Raw genomic sequence first — 20,128 nt, forward strand, 5'->3', positions numbered from 1 at the left:
CGCTCATAAGGCCACCACCGCCGACAGGAACGGCGGCAGCTTGGCAAGGATGCCGCTGCGCAGGCGCTCGGGGCGCTGGCTGCGCGGCAGCGCGCCGTCGACGCTGCGCGCGTGCAAGCCGGCACACGCCAGGACCTGGGCCGCCGTTTCGGGATCGGCAAGCAGATCGCCGAAGTAGTAGGTGGGCTTGCCGGCCGCTTGCAACGCAACCGTGCAGGCCCTCGAGCAACCGCTCATGCAGGCGATGCCGCGCACCTGCACGCCGGAACGGAGGTCTTCGCACTGCAGCATCCGCACCTTGTCCAGCAGGATCTGGCCGGCCGCCGGCACATCGCGCGACGCACCCGCAGGTCGGCAGGTGGTGCAGACGATGACTTCGGTGACGGGTGCGGTGGGCGCTGGGTGAGCTGCGTGGGACATGGTTCTGCTTTTTTCGTGGGGTCACTCGGGTCGGCTGGCGAGGCGATGTTCCGCGCCCCAGCGCTGCGCCCAGGCGGCGCAGCGGCCGATGGCGCGCGCGGCTTCGTCGAAATCGACGATGACGACATGCCGCGGGGCCTCGGGTGCCGCCGGCTGCTCCAGCGTCCGGCCATCGGTCAGCAGCCAGAGCCAGGATTCCGCCGTGCCGTCGCGACGCTCGGCGCGGCGCAGCACCTTGTCGGCCTGTGCCAGGGCATGCGCCAGCGGCGTGCCACCGCCACCGCCCAGCGCTCGAATCTTTTCCCTGCAAGACGCGCGCGCCCGCCCGGGCGGCAGCCGCAGTTCGACGCCCTGACCGCCAAAGCTCAGCATGGCCACGCTGTCGCCGGCGCGCGCTGCCTGCTCGATCAGCCAGGTGGCGTGCCCCTTGGCCAGCGCCAGTCGCCCGCGCTGGCGCATCGAGCCGGAGGTGTCGAGCACGATCAGGTGCAGACGCGCCGGTTGCACCGAGCGCTGGCTGTAGCGCAGATGCCCGCCTTGCAAAGGCTGCGGGCCCTTGGCCAGCAGGGTGGGCAACCATGCGATGGCAGCCCGCGAAGGCCCGGCATCCGGATGTGCAGGCGGCGCCAGCAATGGCTGCCGAGCTGGATTCAGCCACCGCAGACCTCCGCGCCCGGCGCGCATGAGGCGGCTGCGGTGGCTCACGCTTTTTTTGCGGGCCACCCTCCTTCGGGCAGCACGCGGGCAGTGGCTTCGGGAATCGGTGGCAGCGCACCCCAGTCGCCCATGGGAGAACTGTTGGCGGATGGTGCGGAACTGCCGGCGGATGTCGGCGCCGCCTGCCGCATGTCGGCTTTCGGCTCCGGCGCCGGGCTGCTCCTGCCCTCCTCCCGTCGATGGGCCAATGCCAGTTCCGCCACCGCATCGACATCGTCCGTCGTGACTTCGGTGCGACCCTCGAAAGCAGCGAGCGCACGCGCCGCTCTCAGCATCACCAGGTCGGCCCGCATGCCGTCCACGCCGGCCGCGAGCGCGCATTCCGCAGCACGCTGCAGCACGGCATCCGACCACGCCAGGCGCGCCAGCCCGGCGCTGGCTGCAACGACCGCCGCAGCCAGGCGGGCCTGTTCACCGGCATGTGCTTCGGCCACCCCGAGCGGGTCTTCGTCGAAGCGCAAACGCGCGCGCACGATCGCCATCCGCTGCCCGGCTTCGCTCGGGTTGGCCAGCGCCACCGACAGGCCGAAACGATCCAGCAACTGGGGGCGCAGTTCGCCTTCCTCGGGATTCATGGTTCCGACCAGCACGAAGCGCGCGGCGTGCTGCTGCGAAATGCCGTCGCGCTCGACGGTGTTCACGCCGCTGGCGGCGACATCGAGCAACGCGTCGACCAGCGCGTCGGGCAGCAGGTTGACTTCATCGACGTACAGCACGCCATGGTGGGCGCGCGTCAAGAGGCCCGGCGCCAGGCGCAGCCGCCCATCGCGGAGCACGTCCTCGACGTTCAGCGTTCCCACCAGCTGCTCGACGGTGGCGGACAGCGGCAAGGTGACGAAGGGCGCAGCCGATGAAGCGGGCGTAGGCGGCAGCAACGCGGCCAGGGCCCGCGCCGCGGTCGACTTCGCGGTGCCGCGCGGTCCGCTGATGAGCACGCCGCCGATACCGGGATCGATGGCCGCGAGCAAGAGCGCGCGTTGCAGCATGGGTTGACCGATCAGCGCACTGAAGGGGAAGGTCGTCCGACTGGCGGCCTCGAGCCTCGGGCCGGCGATCGCTTCGGTGGAATGGGGTGTCATCAGAGCGGCCCTTCGCCGTGTTCCTCGAGCCGGCGCTCCAGCGCCAGAAGGTGGTGTTCGATGCGTTCGCGGTGGTCGCCGGCCTCTTGCCACAAGCCGCGCCGCATGGCGTCCAGCAGGCGTTCGCCAATGCTGCGCAAGGCCAGCGGGTTGTGCCGCTGCAGGAACTCGCGCGTCTTGTCGTCGTGCAGGTAGGCATCGGCCACCAGCGCGTACTGGTGATCGCCGACCACGCCCGTGGTGGCGCTGTACGCGAACAGGTTGTCCACGGTGGTGGCGATCTCCGCCGCGCCCTTGTAGCCGTGCCGCCGCACGCCGTCCAGCCACTTCGGGTTGACAGCCCGCGCGCGAACCACGCGCGCGACCTCTTCGCGCAAGCTGCGGATACGCGGCGACCCCGGCACGCTGAAATCGCCGTGATAGAGCGCAGCCGGTGCGCCCGCAAGATGCGCCACGGCGGCCGCCATCCCGCCCTGGAACTGGGCGTGATCGGCAGCGTCGAGCACGTCGTGCTCGCGGTTGTCCTGGTTGTGCAGCACCGCATCGAGTTGCCCCAGACGTTGCTCGAACGAGGCGCGCGCGGCAACACCATGTTCGCCCTGCCCGTAGGCAAAGGCACCGGACTGCAGATAGGCCTGGGCGATGTCGGCACTGTGCTGCCATCGACCGCTGTCCAGCACCTCCTGCACGCCCACGCCGTAGCCGCCGGGGCGCGGGCCGAACACGCGCCACGTGGCCTGGCGCTGCGCCTGGTCGACGGGTTGGCCGGCCGCCAGGGCCTCGGCGGCCTCGCGCCGAACGCGGGCACGGATCGGGTTCACCTCGTCGGATTCATCGTCTTCGCTGATCGCGGCCACGGCGCGCACGGCAGTGTCGAAGAGGTCGATCACGTTGGGAAAGGCATCGCGGAAGAACCCCGACACGCGCAGGGTCACGTCCACACGCGGCCGATGGCGGATGGCCATCGGCAGCACTTCGATGTCGATCACGCGCGCGCTGCCGTCGGCCCACTTCGGCCGCACGCCCAGCAGCGCGAACGCCTGCGCCACGTCTTCGCCGCCGGTGCGCATGGTGCTGGTGCCCCAGACGGAAAAGCCCACTTCGCCAGGCATCGCGCCGTGGTCTTGCAGGTGCCGCTCGATCAGTCTTTCGGCCGCGGCCGCACCCATGGCGTAGGCCGTGGGCGTGGGCACGGCACGGGTGTCGACGCTGTAGAAATTGCGTCCCGTGGGCAGCACATCGGGCCGACCGCGCGACGGCGCGCCGCTCGGGCCGGGGGGCACGAAGCGTCCGGCCAGGCCGCGCAGCAATTGCGTCATTTCCTGCGGACCGCAGGCATCGAGGCGCGGGGCCAGCACCTCCTTCAGGCGCTGCAGCACCGGTGCCGCATGCGGCCAGGCATGGACATCGAAGGCATCATGCGCAGCGCCCGCCCGGGTGTCGCCGGACACCGCCTGCTCCGCCACCAGGCGCGCGGCCAGCAGCTCCAGCCGCTCGCGCGTGTGGCCGGCGTGGCGCCATGCCTCGGCACTGAGCGCTTGCAACACCTTGGGACGCGGACCTTGCCACGGCGCGGCCCAGTCCGGCCCCAGAGCGCTGAAGCCGTCCGCACCCTCCACGCCAAGATCTTGCGCCAGTGCGACCAGCAGGCTCTTCTGGCTGGCGCCCGTGCCGCCCGGAAAACGCGCCAGCGCCAGCAGCGTGTCGATGCGCTGGCGGCCTTGCGGCGAACGCCCCAGAACATGCAAGCCATCGCGAATCTGGGATTCCTTGATCTCGCAAAGATAGGCGTCCAGCCCCTTCAACAGGCTCTCCCGGGCGCTCTCGTCGGTCGGCGGCGCGAAACCCAGTTCCTCGTGCAAGCCTTCGCGCACGGTGCGCCCGAGGATGTCCTCGCGCAGCAGCCGCGCGCGTCGCGGGTCGAGCGACAGGGCTTCGTAGTACTCGTCCATCTGCCGCTCCAGCTGCTGCAGCGGGCCATAGGTCTCGGCGCGCGTCATCGCCGGCATCAGGTGGTCGATGATCACGGCCTGGGTACGCCGCTTGGCCTGGCTCCCTTCGCCCGGGTCGTTGACGATGAAGGGATAGAGATGCGGCAGCGGGCCCAGGATGGCATCGGGCCAGCACGCCTCGCTCAGTGCCACGCTCTTGCCCGGCAGCCACTCGAGATTGCCGTGCGTGCCCACATGCACCATCGCGTCGACCGCGAAGGCGCGGCGCAGCCAGAAGTAGAAGGCCAGGTAGTGGTGGGGCGGCACCAGGTCCGCGTCGTGGTAGGTGGCCGCCAGGTCCACGGCACGCCCGCGCGCCGGCTGGATGCCGACGAAGACATGACCGAAGCGCAGGCCGGCAATCGTGAAGCGCCCGCTGCGCAGCGTCGGCTCTTGCTCGGGCGTGCCCCACAGGGCGTTGACCGCCGCCCTGCTGTCGGCGGGCAATCGATTGAAATCTTCCAGGTAGTCGGCCAGGGAAAAGCTCTGCGCGGCGGGCCGGGCGCCATTGGCGTCGCTGTTGTTGGTGATGCCGCGCAACAGCGCTGCGATCAGGGCGTCGCCGCTGGCGGGCAGATCCCCGGTCAGGTACCCCGCGGCCCGCAGTTCCTGCAACACGACCACGGTCGACGCCGGCGTGTCCAGGCCGACGCCATTGGCGATGCGCGCATCGTCGATCGGGTAGTTGGCCAGGATCAGCGCGATCCGCTTGTCGGCGTTGGGCTTGTCGCGCAGCACGCACCAGCGGCGTGCCAGTTCGGCCACGAAGGCCATTCGGCCGGGCTCGGCCTGGTAGCGAAGCACGTCGAGCTCGGTGTGCTCGCAGCGCCAGGCCATGCCCTTGAAACTGATGGCGCGCGTGAGGATGCGCCCATCCACCTCGGGCAGTACCACCTGCATGGCCAGATCGCGCGGCGCGAGGCCGTGCGGGTCGGCCAGCCATTGCTCCTGCGTGCCGCCGGCGGTGATGAGCTGCAGCACGGGGGCGTCCCCGGCCAGCGTGGCGAGCGGCATGTCGCCGTCGCCTGCGCTCCCATCGTCGCGGCCGTCGATCGACGCCACCGCGAAGCTGGTCGCGTTCAGCACGATCGCCACGCGGTGTTCCGCGACCAGGGCCTGCACCGCGGCGTGGCTGTCGGGGTTCTTGAGCGAATCCACGGCGAGTGCCAGCGCGTTCAGGTCGGCGGCCGACAGCGCTTCCAGCATGGCGTCGAACACCGCCGTGTTGCCCGCCTGCAGATGGGCGCGGTAGAACAGCAGCAGCGCCACCGGCGCGCCTGCCTTCCAAGTGGCGCGGCCGGCGGCCTCCGGCGGCCGATAGCGCACGGCCGAAGGCAGGGGCACCGGCTGCGCCGGCCGGCTGCCCAGCCCGAACGCCGCATGGCCGATCAGCGAGAAGAAGGCCTTCGCATTGTCGAGCCCTCCTTCGCGCAGGCAGCGCCAAAGATGGCGGCAATCATCGTGCGGCGCGCTGCTGCGCATGAGCAGATGCATGTCTTCGAAGGCGTCGCCCGAGAATATCGCCAGCCATTGACCGCGTTCGCGCGCCGAGGACATGGCGCGCTCCACCAGGTAGGCCCAGTCGCTCGGGGTACCCAGATGGTCGATCGCCACCACGCGGGCATGGCGCAGCACGTCGTCGACATACATGTCCACGGAAGCCGGCTGTCGAAGCCACATCAGGTTGGCCAGGCGCACGCTGGGATAGTCGGCGCCCATCTGCCCGGCCGCGTCGGCGAGCAGCGACAGGGTGGTGTCGGCGGCGCTGAGCACGACCACCGAGGCGGGCGTCTGCGCCACGCGCACGACGCCTTGGCCGCCGTCTTCGACGTGGCCGCCGGGGCGGGTGGACAGCAGATGCATGAAGGGCTTTCGGTGACGCGTCAGGCCACCGCGGCCACGCCCAGCGCCGCGTCCAGTTCGGCTTGCAAGGCCGCCGCATCGAGGCCTGCCCCGATCAGCACCAGGCGCGTCTGCCGAGCCTCGTCGGCGCGCCAGGGCCGGTCGAAGTAGCTGTCGAAGCGCGTGCCGACGCCTTGCACCACCAGCCGCATCGCCGCGCCGGGCAGTGCGACGAAGCCTTTGGCCCGATAGATCTCGTGGCGCTCGACCAGACTCTGCAAGGCGGCCAGCAAGCGGCCGCGGTCAGGGACCTGCAGGGTGACCGAGACCGAGTCGAAGGCGTCGTGGTCGTGGTCTTCCTCCTCGTCGTGGTGAGTCCTGCGCTGGTCGATCGCATCTTCCACCGCACGCTCCATGCCCAGCAGCACACCGAGGTCGATGCGTCCATGCTGCGCATGCACCAGCTTCACGCCTGTCGCGGTCTCGGCGCGGACGACAGCCTCCACACCGGCCAGCGTCGCCGCGTCGAGCCCATCCGTCTTGTGCACGACCACCAGGTCGGCGGTCGCCAGCTGGTCTTCGAACAACTCCGACAAGGGCGAATCGTGGTCGAGGTTCTCGTCGGCGCGGCGCTGGGCGTCCACCGCCAGCGGGTCGTCCGCGAATCGGCCGGCGGCGACGGCCGGTGCATCCACCACCGTGATCACCGCGTCCACCGTGAAGGCGTTGCGCAGCGCCGGCCACTGGAAGGCCTGCACCAGGGGCTTGGGCAAGGCCAGGCCCGAGGTCTCGATGACCAGGTGATCGATCTGATCGCGCCGCGCGGCCAGTTGCTCCATCACCGGCGCGAACTCTTCCTGCACGGTGCAGCACAGGCAGCCGTTGGCCAGCTCGAACAACTGGCCGTCCGGCGCCCCGGTCTCGTCGCAGCCGATGCCGCAGCCGCGCAGCAGCTCGCCGTCGATGCCCAATTCGCCGAACTCGTTGACGATGACCGCGATGCGCCGGCCCTGGGCGTTCTGCAACAGGTGGCGCAGCAGGGTGGTCTTGCCGCTGCCGAGGAAGCCGGTGACGATGGTGGCGGGGATCTTGCGGCTCTGCATGGGCGTGGGAGTCGAGGTTTGCATGGGCTGTGGTGGTTCGGTGGGTCGTCTGCGGCGTTGCCAGCTCGCGATCAGGGCTTGAACAACGCGGCGATGGCCGCCGGATTGCTCGGAAAGTACAGATGCATGAAGGACGCGAAAAGGCGTTTCTGGCGGAAGACCGCTTCGGCTTGGCCGTGGTGGCGCCGGGCCCGCGTGTGCAGTGCAGCCGGCGCGCGCGTGTCGATGCGGGCGTGATGAAAAGTGTGGCCGCGGACCTCGCCTTCGGGCAACGCCAGACTGTGCATGCCGAGGTTGACGAGCCGGTCGGACATCGCGCCCTGCCCGGGCAGCAAACCCAGCATGGGCGCCTTGTGGCCAGCAGCGTCGCTCAGCGACTCCAGCAGCACCAGCATGCCGCCGCACTCCGCGACCATCGGGCGACCCGCGGCATGGTGCGCAGCGATGGATTCGCGCATCGCTGCATTGCCGGCCAGCGCCCGCAAGTGCAGTTCCGGGTAACCGCCCGGAAGGTACAGCGCGTGCGCCCCTTGCGGCACCGGTTCGTTGGCCAGCGGCGAAAAGAAGCTGAGTTGCGCCCCCAGGGTGCGCAGGAGGTCGAGATTGGCGGAGTAGACGAACGAGAAGGCGGCGTCTTGCGCGATGGCGATGGTGACGCCGGCGAGCGAGACGGGCAGACCTGAATCCGAAGCCGAGCGCAGCGGCGCGTGGAATTCCACGGCGGGCGGCATCGGCAGCGCCCCGTGCTCGGCAAGCGCAAGCGCGGCGGCTCCGATGCGCTCGGCGATGTCGTCCACCTCGCCGGCCTGCACGAGGCCGAGGTGACGCGATGGCAACGCATAGTGCCCGCCGCGCGGCAGCGCGCCGTACCAGGCCATGCCGGCCGGCAGGCTCTCGCGCACCATCTGCGCATGGCCCGCGCTGCCCACGCGATTGGCCAGCACGCCCGCCAGCTGCAGGCCGGGGCGATAGGTCGCCAGCCCGTGGGCGACTGCGCCAAAGGTCTGCGCCATCGACGATGCATCGATCACGGCCAGTACCGGCAGTCCGAAATGCAGCGCCAGATCGGCACTCGACGGCGTTCCATCGTGCAGCCCCATCGCGCCTTCGACCAGGATCAGGTCGGCCTGCGCAGCCGCACTGTGCAAGAGCTCGGCACAGTGCGCTTCCCCCCCCATCCACAAGTCGAGCTGCTGCACCGGCGCGCCGCTGGCACGTTCGAGGACCATGGGGTCGAGAAAATCCGGCCCGGTCTTGAACACGCGCACGCGCCGGCCCTTGCTGCGATGCCAATGCGCCAAAGCGGCAGTCACGGTGGTCTTGCCTTGGCCCGAGGCCGGGGCCGTGACCAGCAGCGCGGGACAGCTGAAGGCTGCGGGCGCAATCATCCCTCGACCCACCTCGGCCTGCCGGCCACTCGCAGCGCATGAACGCGCATGAATGCCACCGCACAGCGGCGTGAGCCAGGGCCATGTCGCCTGAACGGGATACGTGTCATAGGGAAAATACCGCGCCAGCCATGCTCACCCGCTTCCCCGCAGGTACGCACCACAAGGCGCGCCGTTCGCACAGCGCGCCGCCTCGTTGGCCGGTATCCGGGCTGGCGAAGACGACCCGTGTTCCCTTCCCAGGCGGCACCGATTGCGCGGATTGCACCTAGTGGGTTATAGACACGAGCGGCGAGCACGAGGGCTCACGTTCGCTTACCGTTGCGGGGGCAGCTCAGGTTAGGGCGCGCGATGGCTTGCCGCACCACCCCTCCTGATTCCCGTTGAACTGCTTCGACCGGAAAGACGAAGCGAGCACCAACGGGCTGATCATAGCGGAACACCTCCGCTCATGCGATGCGCGGCCCGGTTGTCTTGCGCGCCGCAGTCTTGGGCACCAGAGCGCGCCAGCCGACGACGCACGATGTGATGCACAAGGCGATGCCCAGGGCGGACAGGATCAGCACCAACGCCTCGCGCAACCAAGGTCGTTCCCGCAGCGGTTCGAAGTCGAGGCTGTGCAATCCCTGGTACATGAACCGCTGCCATCGTCCCGAGGGGTCGACCCGCAACAACACCCTGCCCGAGGCGGGATCGGCATAGAGGTCCGTGCCGTCGGACCAATGCGCGCGCCAGACCGGCAAAGGCCGGCCCTCCGAGGCTTCGGCCGAGCCTGGATTCTTCGCGTAGTAGACATCGTCGTAGCGATCCATCCGCACCACGCTCGACGCAGGTGTGTCTGCACCGCGCAGATGCCGCAGGACGCCCGACATCAGCGCGTCAGGCAGCGCCGGATCCAATGTCGATGCAGCGCTCGCATCGTCCGCGCGCACCCACCACCGCCGGCCTGTGCCCTGGATTCGATACCAGACCTGCCCGTCGACTCGAATCCGCTCCAGTTCCAATGGCTGCGCACCGGCCTCGCCGGCCGAGACCGCAGCCAGGGCAAGCGGCGGCGCCAGGACCGCGTCCCGGCTGGGGCCGAGCCAGCGCTCGCGCTCGGAAGCCGATAGCCCGCGTGACGAGAACACGCCATAGGGATTCATCGACATCAGGCCGGAGAAGATCCAGGTGAGCGTGAACACCGCGGCGACCAGGCCCGCGATGTGATGCCAACGCATCCAGAACTTGCGATAGGGAATCCAGCGCGTTCGGTTCAGGAACAGCTGCCAGATGCCCAGCGCCAGTCCGGTCGCGGCCAGCACCACGCCAGGGATCGACAGCCAGACGACCACCTGGTTCCACGCTTGCGGAAACTGCCGGAGCACGGTCGGATAGATCCAGTGCGGGACCGCACCGATCCAGTTCCAGAACCGCTCGCTGCGGCGGGTGTCGCGCACCACTTCGGCGGCGGTACTCGACACGTACAGTTCGAGACCGTCGTCTCCTTCCAGGCTGACCTTGAAGAGCGGACGGTAGGGATCGAAGCCTTGCGGAACCGTCCATTGGTCACGCTCCAGCGCTTCGGCCGAAAGCGCGCGTCGGCCGGTGAAGGACTCGGCCACCTTCATGGCCTGCACGGCGCCGAGCGGGGCCTTCGCGGTGCCGGTGCGGGCATCGAGGGCTTGCCACTGCGCGGCCTTCGCCGGCCCGGCATCGACCAGGAGCCGCCAGAGCGGCTCTCCCGGCTCGGCCATGCCCAGGCGTGCCTCGGTGAAGCTCACGCCAGCCCGCCTGGCAGCCTCTTCGGCGGTCAGGCAGCAACCGGCGCCGAGCGCCAGAGGCTGCAACCCCGCGCGCCGCTCGGCCTGCGAGAGATTCGGGAATGACACGTAGTACAGCACGATCCCGGTGACGAACCACATCAGGAACAGCAAGGCCAGCGAGATGCCGAGCCACTTGTGGATGAAGACCAGTGCGCGCTTCATGCCCGCGCCACCTGCGTTGTCGGATGCGGATCAGGCAAAGCCATGGCGCCGTGGTCTGAATGCAGGGACAGCTCCCCCGCGCGCGCTCATCAGAAGGCCGCCCGGTAGCTGACTTCGAAGCTGCGCGGGGCCCCGATCATGACCTGATTGTTCGAATTGGCGCCGCTCCAAAAGGCGTAGAGCTCGTCGGTCAGGTTGCGCACGCGAAAGGTGATTTCGCCCTTCTGCAGGCTCCAGGTCGCATAGGCGGTCGCGGTCGTGAATCCGTTCATGCGGACCGTGTTGGCGTTGTTGGCGTAGGCGTAGCCGGTTCGGTTGACGCCGCCACCGATGCGCAGCGGCCATCCCGGCACCTTGTAGTCGGCCCAGAGGTTGACAACCGCGCCCGGCACGTTCGGCGGGGTGTTGCCCGCGCGCGAGACGTTGCCGGCCTCGATGAGGCTGTCGAATTGCGCATCGACCCATGCGAGATTGCCGCTCAGTGTCAGCTCGCGTGTCGCCTTCCAGGCCGCGGCGAGTTCCAGGCCCTGCGCGGACTGCTTGCCGCTGTTGACCGTGAGCGTCGGGTTGCTGAAATCGCGCGACAGCACGTTGTCGAGTTCGATCCTGTAGGCCGCCAGCGTGTAGTCGAGGCGGCCCTCCAGCGCCGACTGCTTGAGGCCGAGCTCCAGCTGCTTGCCCGTCGAGAGGCTGAAGCCGGCGTTGGTCGCCGAGAGCAGCAGGAGGTTGCCCGTACCGACCGGCGCACTCGCGTTCGAGTACTGGGCGTAGACCGAAGTGTAGTGGTCGATCGCGAAAACCACGCCCAGACGCGCCGATGTGGGCTTGTACCTCTGCGTGAACGATGCCTGGGCCCCGGTGTTGAGGTCCATGTTCTGGCGCTCCAGCTTCACGTAGTCCTGCCGCAGGCCGCCCACGAGGGTCCATCGGTCGCCGACGGACAGGGCATCTTCCATGAAGATCGCACCCGTGGGAATCCGTGCCTCGAAGACTGTGCGATTGCCGGCACCCGCGAACAGGGCGGGGTTCGCGGCAAAGACGCCGTAGCGTCCCGGGATGGTGGCGAACTCGCTCACCGAGAGCGCATTGTTGGCTGCGGTCGATCCGTTGGAGAAGTCGCGGTTGGAAGAAAAGTCGGTCTTCGTGTATTCGAGCCCCCCCACGAACCGGTTCTTCATTCCCCCGATCGGCGACGTGTTCGTGAGATCGAGCCGATCCGTCAGGATCTGGTGGTCGTGGGTGATGCCAACCAGGTCGCGCACGATGCGGCGCGGGGCGGCGAAGGCATAGGACTCCGAATTGCGCCATGTCCTGTCCGCCGTGTAGTAGGAAAGCTGGTTGCGCAGTTTCCATTCCGGCGCGATCTGCCAGCTGAGCTTGGCGCGCGTCCAGAGGCTGTCCGCACTCATCTCGGCATCGTCGAAGTTGTAGTTGCGAAACGCGATGCCGCGATCGACCACTCGCCCGCCGGCGTCGCTGACGATGTCCGTCGGCTGGAGCGCATAGGCACGCGGCACCAGCGGCGTGCCCTGATAGGACAGCGCACTGTCCCTGGCGTAGTCCATCGACAGATCGAGCGTGAGCTCACGCGTCAATGCCGTGCTGAAGCCCATGGTGAGGTTGTCGTAGCGCTGCTTGTTGCGGTCGATGTACCCATCGGTCTGCTGGTGGCTGTAGTCCAGTCGGAAAGCGCTGGCCTCGCCCACGTTGACGCCCAGGCCGACGCCGGCCCTGGCCGTGCCGAAGCTTCCATAGGAAAGCATGGCCTCGGCCCCAGGGTTGCTGCGGTCGGGTCGCTTGGTCACGAAGTTGACGGCCGCGCCGATGGCGCCTTCACCGTAGAGCACCGAAGAGGGGCCCTTCAGGACTTCGATGCGCTCATAGTTCCAGGTGTCCTGGGTCCGGCTCACCATCGTCGGCACCGCAATGCGATCGCCGTCGAACAGATAGGTGATGAAACCACCGGTGAAGCCGCGCGTCGAGATCACCGATGGCGATCCGGGCGCTCCACCGGCAGTGATGCCCACGCCGCCGCGCAAGGCCTCTTCGAAAGTCCGCGCGCCACGCCGTTCCATGGTCTCCTGGCTGATCACCTCGACCGAAGCCGGCGTTTCCATGACGCTCAGGCCCAGCCTGCCGGCAACTTCGGTCGTTGCCTGAAGCGCCGGCGCCTGATCCTGCTGGATGGCTGTCACCTCGACGGGTCGCAAGCTCACTTGCGCCGGCGCCGAGGTGCTGGCGAGCAGGGCGACAAGGCCCGGGATCGTGATGTGTGGGGTCGTGAAAGGACCTGAAACCCGGGGCCGGATCCCGAGCTCGGCAGGCTTGCGCATATGCGGTTCCTCCAGCCCGCATTCCCGCTGGGCTGTTCAAAGAGAGACACACGCTGCAATTGCACGAGTCGATGCCAACCCGGCACGCAGGTGCCGAGCGGCCCGGACAAACGCACTCCCGCAGCGTCCGAAGGCGATTGCGAAGGCCGGTATCCGGGCTCGCGGGTTGCTGTCATGCGCTTGCGCACGACAACAGAAGCCTCGCCTTCCCACGCTCGACTCGAGCGCAGTGGCTGCGAACACCCGCAGGTGCTCACTCGAAACTTCTCTATCCGCTTACCGTTGCGGGGGCAGCGCAGGCATTGCGCGTCATCGACGCGCGCACCTGCTTCCCGTTTAACCTCCCAAACCATTTCCGGCATGGGGGGCACCTTCGAACCGTGGCGGAGATCGCTCCAGCAAGGAGCGATCTACCGTCGGGGCGGATTATAGGAAGCGCCGACGGGGGTCAGCGCGCCGCCGGTGCGCCTGTCGACTTGCGCACCACCAGCTCCGGCCTCAACACCACGGTCGACGCTGACATCGCGCGCCCGTCGATCTCCTCGAACAGCATCTCGGCCGAGCGCCAGCCGAGTTCGCGATGGGGCAGGCGGATGGTGGTGAGCGGCGGATCGACCATGTCCACGAGCGGCATGTCGTTGTGGCCGGTGACCGAGATGTCCTGCGGCACGCGCAGGCCGGCATCGCGAAGCGCGTCGTAGGCGCCCAGCGCCACGAGATCGTTGCAGCAGACCACCGCCTGGGGCGCGGCGCCGGCCGCGAGCATCTGCTTCATCGCCATCGCGCCCGCCTCGCGGCTGTAGCTCGCGCACTCGACCATGCGGAACGGCTTCATGCGGTGATCGCGCAAGGCCTGCTCCACGCCCAGCCAGCGGCCCACACCGGTGGGAATGGTCTGCGGTCCCGCGAGATGCGCGATGCGCTTGTGGCCCAGGCCGACGAGGTGGTCGACCGCGAGCTTCATCGCGAGCCGGTCATCGCTGACCACGGCCGGCAGGCGGCCGGTTTCATCGGCGCGGTTGACCAGCACCGCGGTCATGCCTGCCTTGGCGATGAAGTCGACCAACGGGTCGTCGCGCGTGGCGGTGGCCAGGATCACGCCATCGACGCGCTGCGCCAGCATGCGCTCCAGCACCGGCCGCGCGAGCGCGGGGTCCACCACGTTGGTGACGAAGACGAAATAGCCGTGCGCGGCCGCGCTGGCCTCGATGCCCTGGAGGATCGGCGGGAACACGGCATTGGTGATGTCGGGCACCAGCACGCCGATGGTGTGGGTGCGGCCCGTGCGCAAGGCCGAGGCCGCGCGGTTGGGCCTGTAGCCCAGGCGCTGCGCCGCCTCCTCGACCACACGCAGCACCTCGTCGCTGATCAATGACCGCTTCTCGGGGCTGAGCGCGCGCGAGACGGTCGACACATGAACGCCGGCCGCGCGGGCAACGTCGCGAATGGTGACGGGGGTGGAAGTCGGGTTGGTGCTCATTGATGCAAACGATTGTCATGCAGGCGGGCGACCCTTGTTCGGCAATCGCCCTCCTTGAACGTCGGAATTCCTCCATTTTACTTTTTGGTGATTTGGGCTAATATCGTGCAAACGATTGCAAGGATCTCAACGTGAACATCGCCACCTCCCCCGATTCGGTGCTGGGCTTCGCGCTCGACGCCATGAAAGGAACGCCCGACCCGCGGCTGCGCACCGTGATGGATGCACTCACCCGCCACCTGCATGCCTTCGTCCAGGAGGTGAAGCTGACCGAGGAGGAGTTCGAGCGAGCGCTCGAATTCATCGTCGCCATCGGCCACGCCACCGGCGAGACCAAGAACGAGGTGGTGCTCGCGGCCGACATCCTCGGCGTGTCCACCGTGGTGGCGCTGCAGAACAACCAGGACCCGCACGGCGAATCGCCGGCCGCGCTGCTCGGCCCCTTCTGGCGCGCCAACTCGCCGGACTGCGCCCGGGGCGACAACATCGCGCGCTCGGGCACGCCGGGCACACCGCTCGACGTGACGGGCACCGTGCGCGACGGCAAGGGCCACCCGCTCGCCGGCGCCACGGTCGACGTCTGGCAGGCCTCGCCCGTGGGCCTCTACGAGAACCAGGACCCGACGCAGGTCGACATGAACCTGCGCGGCCGCTTCACCACCGACGCCGAAGGGCACTTTCATTTCCGCAGCGTGCGGCCGGCCGGCTACCCGGTGCCGACCGACGGCCCCTGCGGCGTGCTGCTGCACGCGCAGCAGCGCCATCCGAACCGGCCCGCGCACCTGCACTTCATGGTGAGCAAGCCGGGCCACAAGGTGCTGATCACGCAGGTGTTCGCCGATGACGACGAGAACCTGGAGAGCGATCCGACTTTCGGCGTGACGCGCCAGCTGATCGGCCGCTTCGCGCTGGCACCCGACGGCAAGACCGCCACGCTGCAGTACGACTTCCAGCTCGAGCCCGGCGAGATGAAGTTCCCCCGGCCACCGATTCCCTGATTGCCCGATTCCACAACCTCCCCTCTTCCCATGAGCTTCGATCCTGTTTCCAGACTCGACGGCAAGGTCGCCGTCATCGCCGGTGGCCTCGGCGCCATCGGCTACGCCACCGCCACGCGGCTGGCCGCGCTCGGCGCCACCTGCGTGCTGCTGCACCGTGGCGCAGACGTTGCTGCCGCACGGGCCGCCGCCCTGCCCGCCGCCCACGGACAGCGGCACGGCGCGATCCGCGCCGACATCGTCGACACGCCCAGCCTGCAGCGGGCCGCCTCCGAGGTGCAGGCCGCCCATGGCCGCTGCGACATCCTGGTCAACAGCGCCGGCCACACGCAGCCGGTGCCAGCCGCCGACCTCGACGCGCTCACCGACGAACTGATCGACGATCTGCTGCGCGCCAACTTCCGCGGCGTGTTCGCGACCATCCGCGCCTTCGCGCCGATGCTCAAGGCCAGCGGCGACGGGCTGGTGGTCAACGTCTCGTCGATCGCCGGCTTCACCGGCGTCGGCAGCAACCTGGCCTACGTCGCGGCCAAGGCCGGCCTCGACGTCGTCGGCGACGCGCTGGCCAAGGCGCTCGCGCCCGCGGTGCGCGTGGTCTCGGTGTCGCCGGGTGCGGTCGAGTCCGGTTTCGTGCCGGGCCGTGGTGCCGAGTTCGCCGACAAGATGGCCGCCACCACACCGCTGGGCCGCATCGGCCGGCCCGACGACGTTGCCGCCACCGTCGAAGCGCTGGCGACCACGCTGCGCTTCGTGACCGGCACCCGCATCGTGGTCGACGGAGGGCGGCACCTGTGAGCACCAAAACCTTGATCACCTGCGCGGTCACCGGCAACCTCGTGAAGCCCGAACAGACGCCGCACCTGCCGATCACGCCGGTGCAGATCGCCGACGAATGCCTGGCCGCGGCCGAGGCCGGCGCGGCGCAGGTGCACATCCATGTGCGCCATCCGGAGACCGGCAAGCCCTCGATGGAAGTCGACCTCTACCGCGAAGTGGTCGACCGCATCCGCCGGCAGAACCGCGAACTCATCATCAACCTCACGACCGGCCCCGGCGGCCGCTTCATACCGAGCGAGGACGACCCGAAGGTCGCCGCGCCCGGCAGCACCCTCCTGCCGCCCGAGAAGCGGGTCGAGCACATCGCACTGATCAGGCCCGACGTCTGCTCGCTGGACCTCAACACGATGAATTCCGGGCCCGACGTGGTGATGAACACGCCGAAGAACGTGCGCCGCATGGCCCGCGTGATCCGCGACGCGGGCGTCAAGCCCGAACTGGAGATCTTCGATTCGGGCGACATCCATCTGGCGCTCGACCTGATCGCCGACGGGACACTCGACGGCCCCGCCATGTGGACTTTCGTGCTCGGCGTGAAGTACGGCTTCGCGCCCACGCCGGAGACGCTGCTCTACGCCCGCAACCTGCTGCCGCGCGGCGCCTTCTGGAGCGCCTTCGGCATCGGCCGCTCGGAGTTCCCGATCGTCGCGCAGGCCTGGCTGCTGGGCGGCCATGTGCGCGTGGGCATGGAGGACAACATCTACCTCGAGAAGGGGGTGCTGGCCCAGAGCAACGCACAGCTCGTGGCCAAGGCGCGCGACATCCTGCGCAGTCTGGGCGGCGAAGTGGCCAACCCGCGCGAGGCGCGCGCCCTGCTGGGCCTGACCGACACCAGCGCCGCGCAAGGAGCAGCACGATGAGCATCGCGGCCATGCATGCGACCCACACGTCCCGCGCGCTGCGCGTGAGCGAGAAGGCCGCCAACCTCGACGCACTGCGGCTCGAAGCCGCGCCGCAGCCGGAGCCGGCACCGCCGCCCGGTCATGCCGTGGTGCGCATCGCCGCCGCCGCGGTGAACCCGAGCGACGTGAAGGCGACGCTGGGCATCATGCCCCAGGCCGTCTGGCCGCGCACCCCGGGCCGCGACTTCGCGGGCACCGTGGTGAGCGGGCCCGCCGAATGGATCGGCCGCGAGGTCTACGGATCCGGCGGCGACATCGGCATCACGCGCGACGGCTCGCATGCGCGCTACCTGGTGCTGCCCGAAGCAGCGCTGCGCGCCAAGCCCCAGGGCATCTCGATGGACGAAGCCGGCGCGGTGGGTGTGCCCTTCGTCACCGCCTACGAAGGTTTTCGCCGCAGCGGCATGCCGCAGGCGGGCCAGACGGTGCTGGTGCTCGGCGCCAACGGCAAGGTCGGGCAGGCGGCGGTGCAGCTCGCGGCGCAGGCCGGCGCGCGGGTGATCGCGGTGCAGCGCAGCGCCGGGCCCTTCGAGGGATTCGCGAGCGGTCCGGTCGACGTGATCGATGCGTCCCGTCACGCCGATGTCGGCGCACAGGTGCGCGAACTCACCGTCGGGCGCGGCGCCCATATCGTCTACAACACCGTGGGCAGCGTGTACTTCGAGGCGGCCAACAAGGCGATGGCCAAGGGCGCGACGCAGATCTTCATCGCCACGCACGACCGCGCGGTGCCGTTCGACATCTTCGCGTTCTACCGCGGCATGCACACCTTCGTGGGCATCGATTCGCTGGCGATGGACTGTGTCGCCGCCACCGCGCAGCTCGACGCGATGCGCGAGGGCTTCGAGCGCGGGACCTTGAAGCCTTTTCCCGTGGCACGCCACTTCGCGCTCGACGAAGCCATCGACGCCTACCGGCTGGTGCTCTCCGGCAGCACCGACCGCGTCGTGCTGCGCCCCTGAACCCGCAAGGAACACACGCCATGCACGTGACCCGTTTCAACGAAGCGCCCCGCTACGAGGCGCCCAATCACTTCGACATGCGCTGCCTGCGCCTGCAGGGCAAGGAAGCCGGCCCCTCCACGCAGATGTGGATGGGCATGAGCCAGATCCTGCCCGGCGGCCACACCGGGCTCGACGGCTCGCCGATGGAAAAGCTCTACCTCGTGCTCGAAGGCCAGCTGCATGTCGTCGGCGAACTCGACGACGCGCATCAGGAAGACGTGCTCCAGCCCTACGACAGCTGCCGTTTCGCGCCTGGCGAAAAACGCCAGCTTGAAAACCGCAGCAACCGGCCCGTCCTGGTCGCGCTGGTGATGTCCAACGCGCCACCGGCCTGACGGCGTACATCGAATTCGACCCAACGGAGACAAGACGCATGAAAAGAGCATTCCAATCGAGCCGCCGGCACGCGCTGGCGATGGCCGCCGCACTCGCGGCCTGCACGCTGACCGGCGCCCACGCGCAGGGCCCATGGCCGGGCTCGCAGCCGATCAGGCTGATCGTGCCCTTTACCGCGGGCAGCGGCACCGACATCGTCGCGCGCCTGGTGGCCGAGAAGCTCGGGCCGGCGCTTGGCACCAGCGTGATCGTCGACAACAAGCCCGGCGCAGGCGGCACGCTGGGCGCGGCCATCGCCGCCAAGGCGCCGGCCGACGGCTACACGCTGCTGGTGCATTCGGCCGGACATCTCGTGAATCCGTGGATCTACAAGGCCTTGTCGTACGACACGATCAAGGACTTCACCGGCGTGACGCCGATGGCCAGCCTGCCCAACGTGCTGGTCACCGCGCCCTCGCACTTCGCGGACGTGAAGGACCTCGTGACCAAGGCAAAGGCCAAACCCGGAAGCTTCAACTACGGCTCCGCGGGCAACGGTTCGGCCACGCACATGAATGCCGAGGTGTTCCGGCTCGCGGCCAACGTCGATGCGCAGCACGTGCCCTTTCGCGGCACGCCCGAGGCCATGACCGAGGTGATGGCCGGGCGCGTCGACTGGTTCTTCGCGCCGATGGTGTCGGCGCTGCCGCTCATCAAGAGCGGCAAGCTGCAGGCGCTGGCCGTGGGAACTGCCAAACGCTCGTCGGCCTTGCCCGACGCCCCCACCACGGTGGAGGCCGGCGTGCCGGGGTCGGCATACCTGTTCTGGGTCGGCCTCTTCGCTCCCGGCAAGACGCCTCAACCGGTGGTGGAGCGACTGCAGGCCGAAGTCGCGAAGATCATGGTGTCGCCCGAGTTGATGGAACGGCTGGAGAAACTCGGCGCCGAGCCGTTCACCATGTCGTCGGCGCAGTTCAACAAGTTCATCGTTGACGAAACCGCCAAGGCGCAGCAGGTGGTCAAGGCCGCGAGCATCAAGGTGGACTGACGACACCACACCTTTCAGCCGGCGCCAGCGCCCGCCGCGCGCGATCGGGCTTTGGTGGCGCCTTGCGGTTCAGAAGGCGGCCTAACCCGTTCCCTCACGGGCGCCGCCACGGCGCATTTCGCTCACCAGGTCACAGACTCCGGTGACCATGCCGCCAGATCCATTGCCAATGTTCCGTACATATCTCTTTTCAACAGGGGGCGAGGGAAGCGGTCCGCCTTCGCATAGTCACGACTGGGACGAGTCCTGCTACGTACTGACGGCGAGATCAGCTTTCTCTGCGACGGTCGCGCCCACGCCTGTCATCCTGGAACGCTCGTGCATGTACCGCGCCGAACGGCGCACGGCTTTCAGTACGGCAAGGGTGGTGGCCGGATGCTTGAGATCACCGGGCAGAACGCCTTGGCCGCCCAAATGTTCACCGGCGTCGACCACGAGATTCCGGTGGGCCCACCCGATATTCCAAAGCTGCTGGCCGTTCTCGATCGCCACGGTGTGACTGTCGCAGCCTGAACGGCACACGAGGCCGCGTCCAGCGTCGTCCGGTCCAGTCCGTCGCGTTCGACCTCGTACGGCAGGTGTGCAGTGGTTGCAGTCCTTCGCCGTGCGCCGACCTGTGACTCAGATCGGGCGTTTTCGGGACCTGAAAATCATCGTCGTAGACGTTTGACCCGGCATCGGATGCCAAACATACTTGGCCCGTC

Annotated in this window: 16 protein-coding genes and 2 riboswitches; of the genes, 6 read left to right on the plus strand and 10 right to left on the minus strand. The window is 68.7% G+C overall.

The features are described from left to right. Window positions 1-3 precede the first annotated feature (3 nt). The 9 genes from AC1D2O_RS14155 to AC1D2O_RS14195 form a co-directional block, all read right to left on the minus strand. Window positions 4-420 carry a DUF1636 family protein gene (locus AC1D2O_RS14155; RefSeq protein ID WP_478085300.1) on the minus strand — a complete coding sequence of 139 codons (417 nt, stop codon included), beginning with the start codon at window positions 418-420 and terminating at the stop codon, window positions 4-6. Between the two features lie 21 nt (window positions 421-441). Further along, a complete protein-coding gene (locus tag AC1D2O_RS14160) occupies window positions 442-996 on the minus strand; it encodes a vWA domain-containing protein (protein ID WP_478085299.1) in 555 nt (184 codons plus the stop codon). A 125-nt stretch (window positions 997-1,121) separates the two neighbouring features. Continuing rightward, on the minus strand, window positions 1,122-2,216 hold the full coding sequence (locus tag AC1D2O_RS14165; protein WP_478085298.1) for a magnesium chelatase ATPase subunit I: 1,095 nt from the start codon (window positions 2,214-2,216) through the stop codon (window positions 1,122-1,124). After that, window positions 2,216-6,070, minus strand: coding sequence for a cobaltochelatase subunit CobN (gene cobN / locus AC1D2O_RS14170; protein WP_478085297.1), 3,855 nt, complete (start codon window positions 6,068-6,070; stop codon window positions 2,216-2,218). Before cobN ends, AC1D2O_RS14165 begins: the two co-directional genes overlap by 1 nt. 20 nt (window positions 6,071-6,090) lie before the next feature. Beyond that, on the minus strand, window positions 6,091-7,152 hold the full coding sequence (gene cobW, locus AC1D2O_RS14175) for a cobalamin biosynthesis protein CobW (protein ID WP_478085402.1): 1,062 nt from the start codon (window positions 7,150-7,152) through the stop codon (window positions 6,091-6,093). A gap of 71 nt (window positions 7,153-7,223) precedes the next feature. Then, window positions 7,224-8,540, minus strand: coding sequence for a cobyrinate a,c-diamide synthase (locus AC1D2O_RS14180; RefSeq protein WP_478085295.1), 1,317 nt, complete (start codon window positions 8,538-8,540; stop codon window positions 7,224-7,226). Window positions 8,541-8,721: 181 nt separating this feature from the next. Further along, a riboswitch (cobalamin riboswitch) is annotated at window positions 8,722-8,977 on the minus strand. A gap of 12 nt (window positions 8,978-8,989) precedes the next feature. Then, window positions 8,990-10,507 (minus strand): PepSY domain-containing protein, encoded by a 1,518-nt coding sequence (locus tag AC1D2O_RS14185; RefSeq protein WP_478085294.1) that lies wholly within the window; start codon window positions 10,505-10,507, stop codon window positions 8,990-8,992. Between the two features lie 89 nt (window positions 10,508-10,596). Further along, window positions 10,597-12,840 (minus strand): TonB-dependent receptor, encoded by a 2,244-nt coding sequence (locus AC1D2O_RS14190; RefSeq protein ID WP_478085292.1) that lies wholly within the window; start codon window positions 12,838-12,840, stop codon window positions 10,597-10,599. Window positions 12,841-12,967: 127 nt separating this feature from the next. Further along, window positions 12,968-13,229: riboswitch (cobalamin riboswitch) on the minus strand. A 59-nt stretch (window positions 13,230-13,288) separates the two neighbouring features. After that, on the minus strand, window positions 13,289-14,320 hold the full coding sequence (locus AC1D2O_RS14195; RefSeq protein WP_478085291.1) for a LacI family DNA-binding transcriptional regulator: 1,032 nt from the start codon (window positions 14,318-14,320) through the stop codon (window positions 13,289-13,291). A gap of 131 nt (window positions 14,321-14,451) precedes the next feature. Here AC1D2O_RS14195 and AC1D2O_RS14200 point away from each other — a divergent pair, with 131 nt between their 5' ends. From AC1D2O_RS14200 to AC1D2O_RS14225, 6 genes are read left to right on the plus strand one after another with little or no spacing between them, the layout of a single operon-like run. Beyond that, window positions 14,452-15,318: a dioxygenase family protein gene (locus AC1D2O_RS14200; protein ID WP_478085289.1), complete on the plus strand. Its 867-nt coding sequence runs from the start codon at window positions 14,452-14,454 to the stop codon at window positions 15,316-15,318. Window positions 15,319-15,348: 30 nt separating this feature from the next. Beyond that, a complete protein-coding gene (locus tag AC1D2O_RS14205; protein WP_478085287.1) occupies window positions 15,349-16,113 on the plus strand; it encodes an SDR family NAD(P)-dependent oxidoreductase in 765 nt (254 codons plus the stop codon). Next, window positions 16,110-17,015 carry a beta-keto acid cleavage family enzyme gene (locus AC1D2O_RS14210; RefSeq protein ID WP_478085286.1) on the plus strand — a complete coding sequence of 302 codons (906 nt, stop codon included), beginning with the start codon at window positions 16,110-16,112 and terminating at the stop codon, window positions 17,013-17,015. The genes AC1D2O_RS14205 and AC1D2O_RS14210 overlap by 4 nt, the downstream gene beginning before the upstream one ends. Then, window positions 17,012-18,019, plus strand: a complete 1,008-nt coding sequence (locus AC1D2O_RS14215) for a quinone oxidoreductase family protein (protein ID WP_478085284.1) — start codon at window positions 17,012-17,014, stop codon at window positions 18,017-18,019. The genes AC1D2O_RS14210 and AC1D2O_RS14215 overlap by 4 nt, the downstream gene beginning before the upstream one ends. A 20-nt stretch (window positions 18,020-18,039) precedes the next feature. After that, a complete protein-coding gene (locus AC1D2O_RS14220; protein ID WP_478085283.1) occupies window positions 18,040-18,396 on the plus strand; it encodes a cupin domain-containing protein in 357 nt (118 codons plus the stop codon). Between the two features lie 38 nt (window positions 18,397-18,434). Then, complete coding sequence (locus AC1D2O_RS14225) at window positions 18,435-19,424, plus strand: Bug family tripartite tricarboxylate transporter substrate binding protein (RefSeq protein WP_478085281.1); 990 nt, start codon at window positions 18,435-18,437, stop codon at window positions 19,422-19,424. A 249-nt stretch (window positions 19,425-19,673) separates the two neighbouring features. On the opposite strand, the gene AC1D2O_RS14230 is transcribed toward AC1D2O_RS14225, so the two are convergent. Then, on the minus strand, window positions 19,674-19,916 hold the full coding sequence (locus tag AC1D2O_RS14230; RefSeq protein WP_478157233.1) for a hypothetical protein: 243 nt from the start codon (window positions 19,914-19,916) through the stop codon (window positions 19,674-19,676). Between the last annotated feature and the right edge of the window lie 212 nt (window positions 19,917-20,128).

The sequence above is a fragment of the Variovorax sp. P1_G12 genome, from assembly GCF_056405555.1.

Bases quoted from the DNA above. Each gene is read 5' to 3' on its own strand.
- AC1D2O_RS14225 (WP_478085281.1), top strand. From the start codon at position 18,435: ATGAAAAGAGCATTCCAATCGAGCCGCCGGCACGCGCTGGCGATGGCC.
- AC1D2O_RS14215 (WP_478085284.1), top strand. From the start codon at position 17,012: ATGAGCATCGCGGCCATGCATGCGACCCACACGTCCCGCGCGCTGCGC.
- AC1D2O_RS14195 (WP_478085291.1), bottom strand. From the start codon at position 14,320: ATGAGCACCAACCCGACTTCCACCCCCGTCACCATTCGCGACGTTGCC.
- AC1D2O_RS14220 (WP_478085283.1), top strand. From the start codon at position 18,040: ATGCACGTGACCCGTTTCAACGAAGCGCCCCGCTACGAGGCGCCCAAT.
- cobW (WP_478085402.1), bottom strand. From the start codon at position 7,152: ATGCAGAGCCGCAAGATCCCCGCCACCATCGTCACCGGCTTCCTCGGC.
- AC1D2O_RS14190 (WP_478085292.1), bottom strand. From the start codon at position 12,840: ATGCGCAAGCCTGCCGAGCTCGGGATCCGGCCCCGGGTTTCAGGTCCT.
- AC1D2O_RS14185 (WP_478085294.1), bottom strand. From the start codon at position 10,507: ATGAAGCGCGCACTGGTCTTCATCCACAAGTGGCTCGGCATCTCGCTG.
- cobN (WP_478085297.1), bottom strand. From the start codon at position 6,070: ATGCATCTGCTGTCCACCCGCCCCGGCGGCCACGTCGAAGACGGCGGC.
- AC1D2O_RS14205 (WP_478085287.1), top strand. From the start codon at position 15,349: ATGAGCTTCGATCCTGTTTCCAGACTCGACGGCAAGGTCGCCGTCATC.
- AC1D2O_RS14155 (WP_478085300.1), bottom strand. From the start codon at position 420: ATGTCCCACGCAGCTCACCCAGCGCCCACCGCACCCGTCACCGAAGTC.
- AC1D2O_RS14165 (WP_478085298.1), bottom strand. From the start codon at position 2,216: ATGACACCCCATTCCACCGAAGCGATCGCCGGCCCGAGGCTCGAGGCC.
- AC1D2O_RS14180 (WP_478085295.1), bottom strand. From the start codon at position 8,540: ATGATTGCGCCCGCAGCCTTCAGCTGTCCCGCGCTGCTGGTCACGGCC.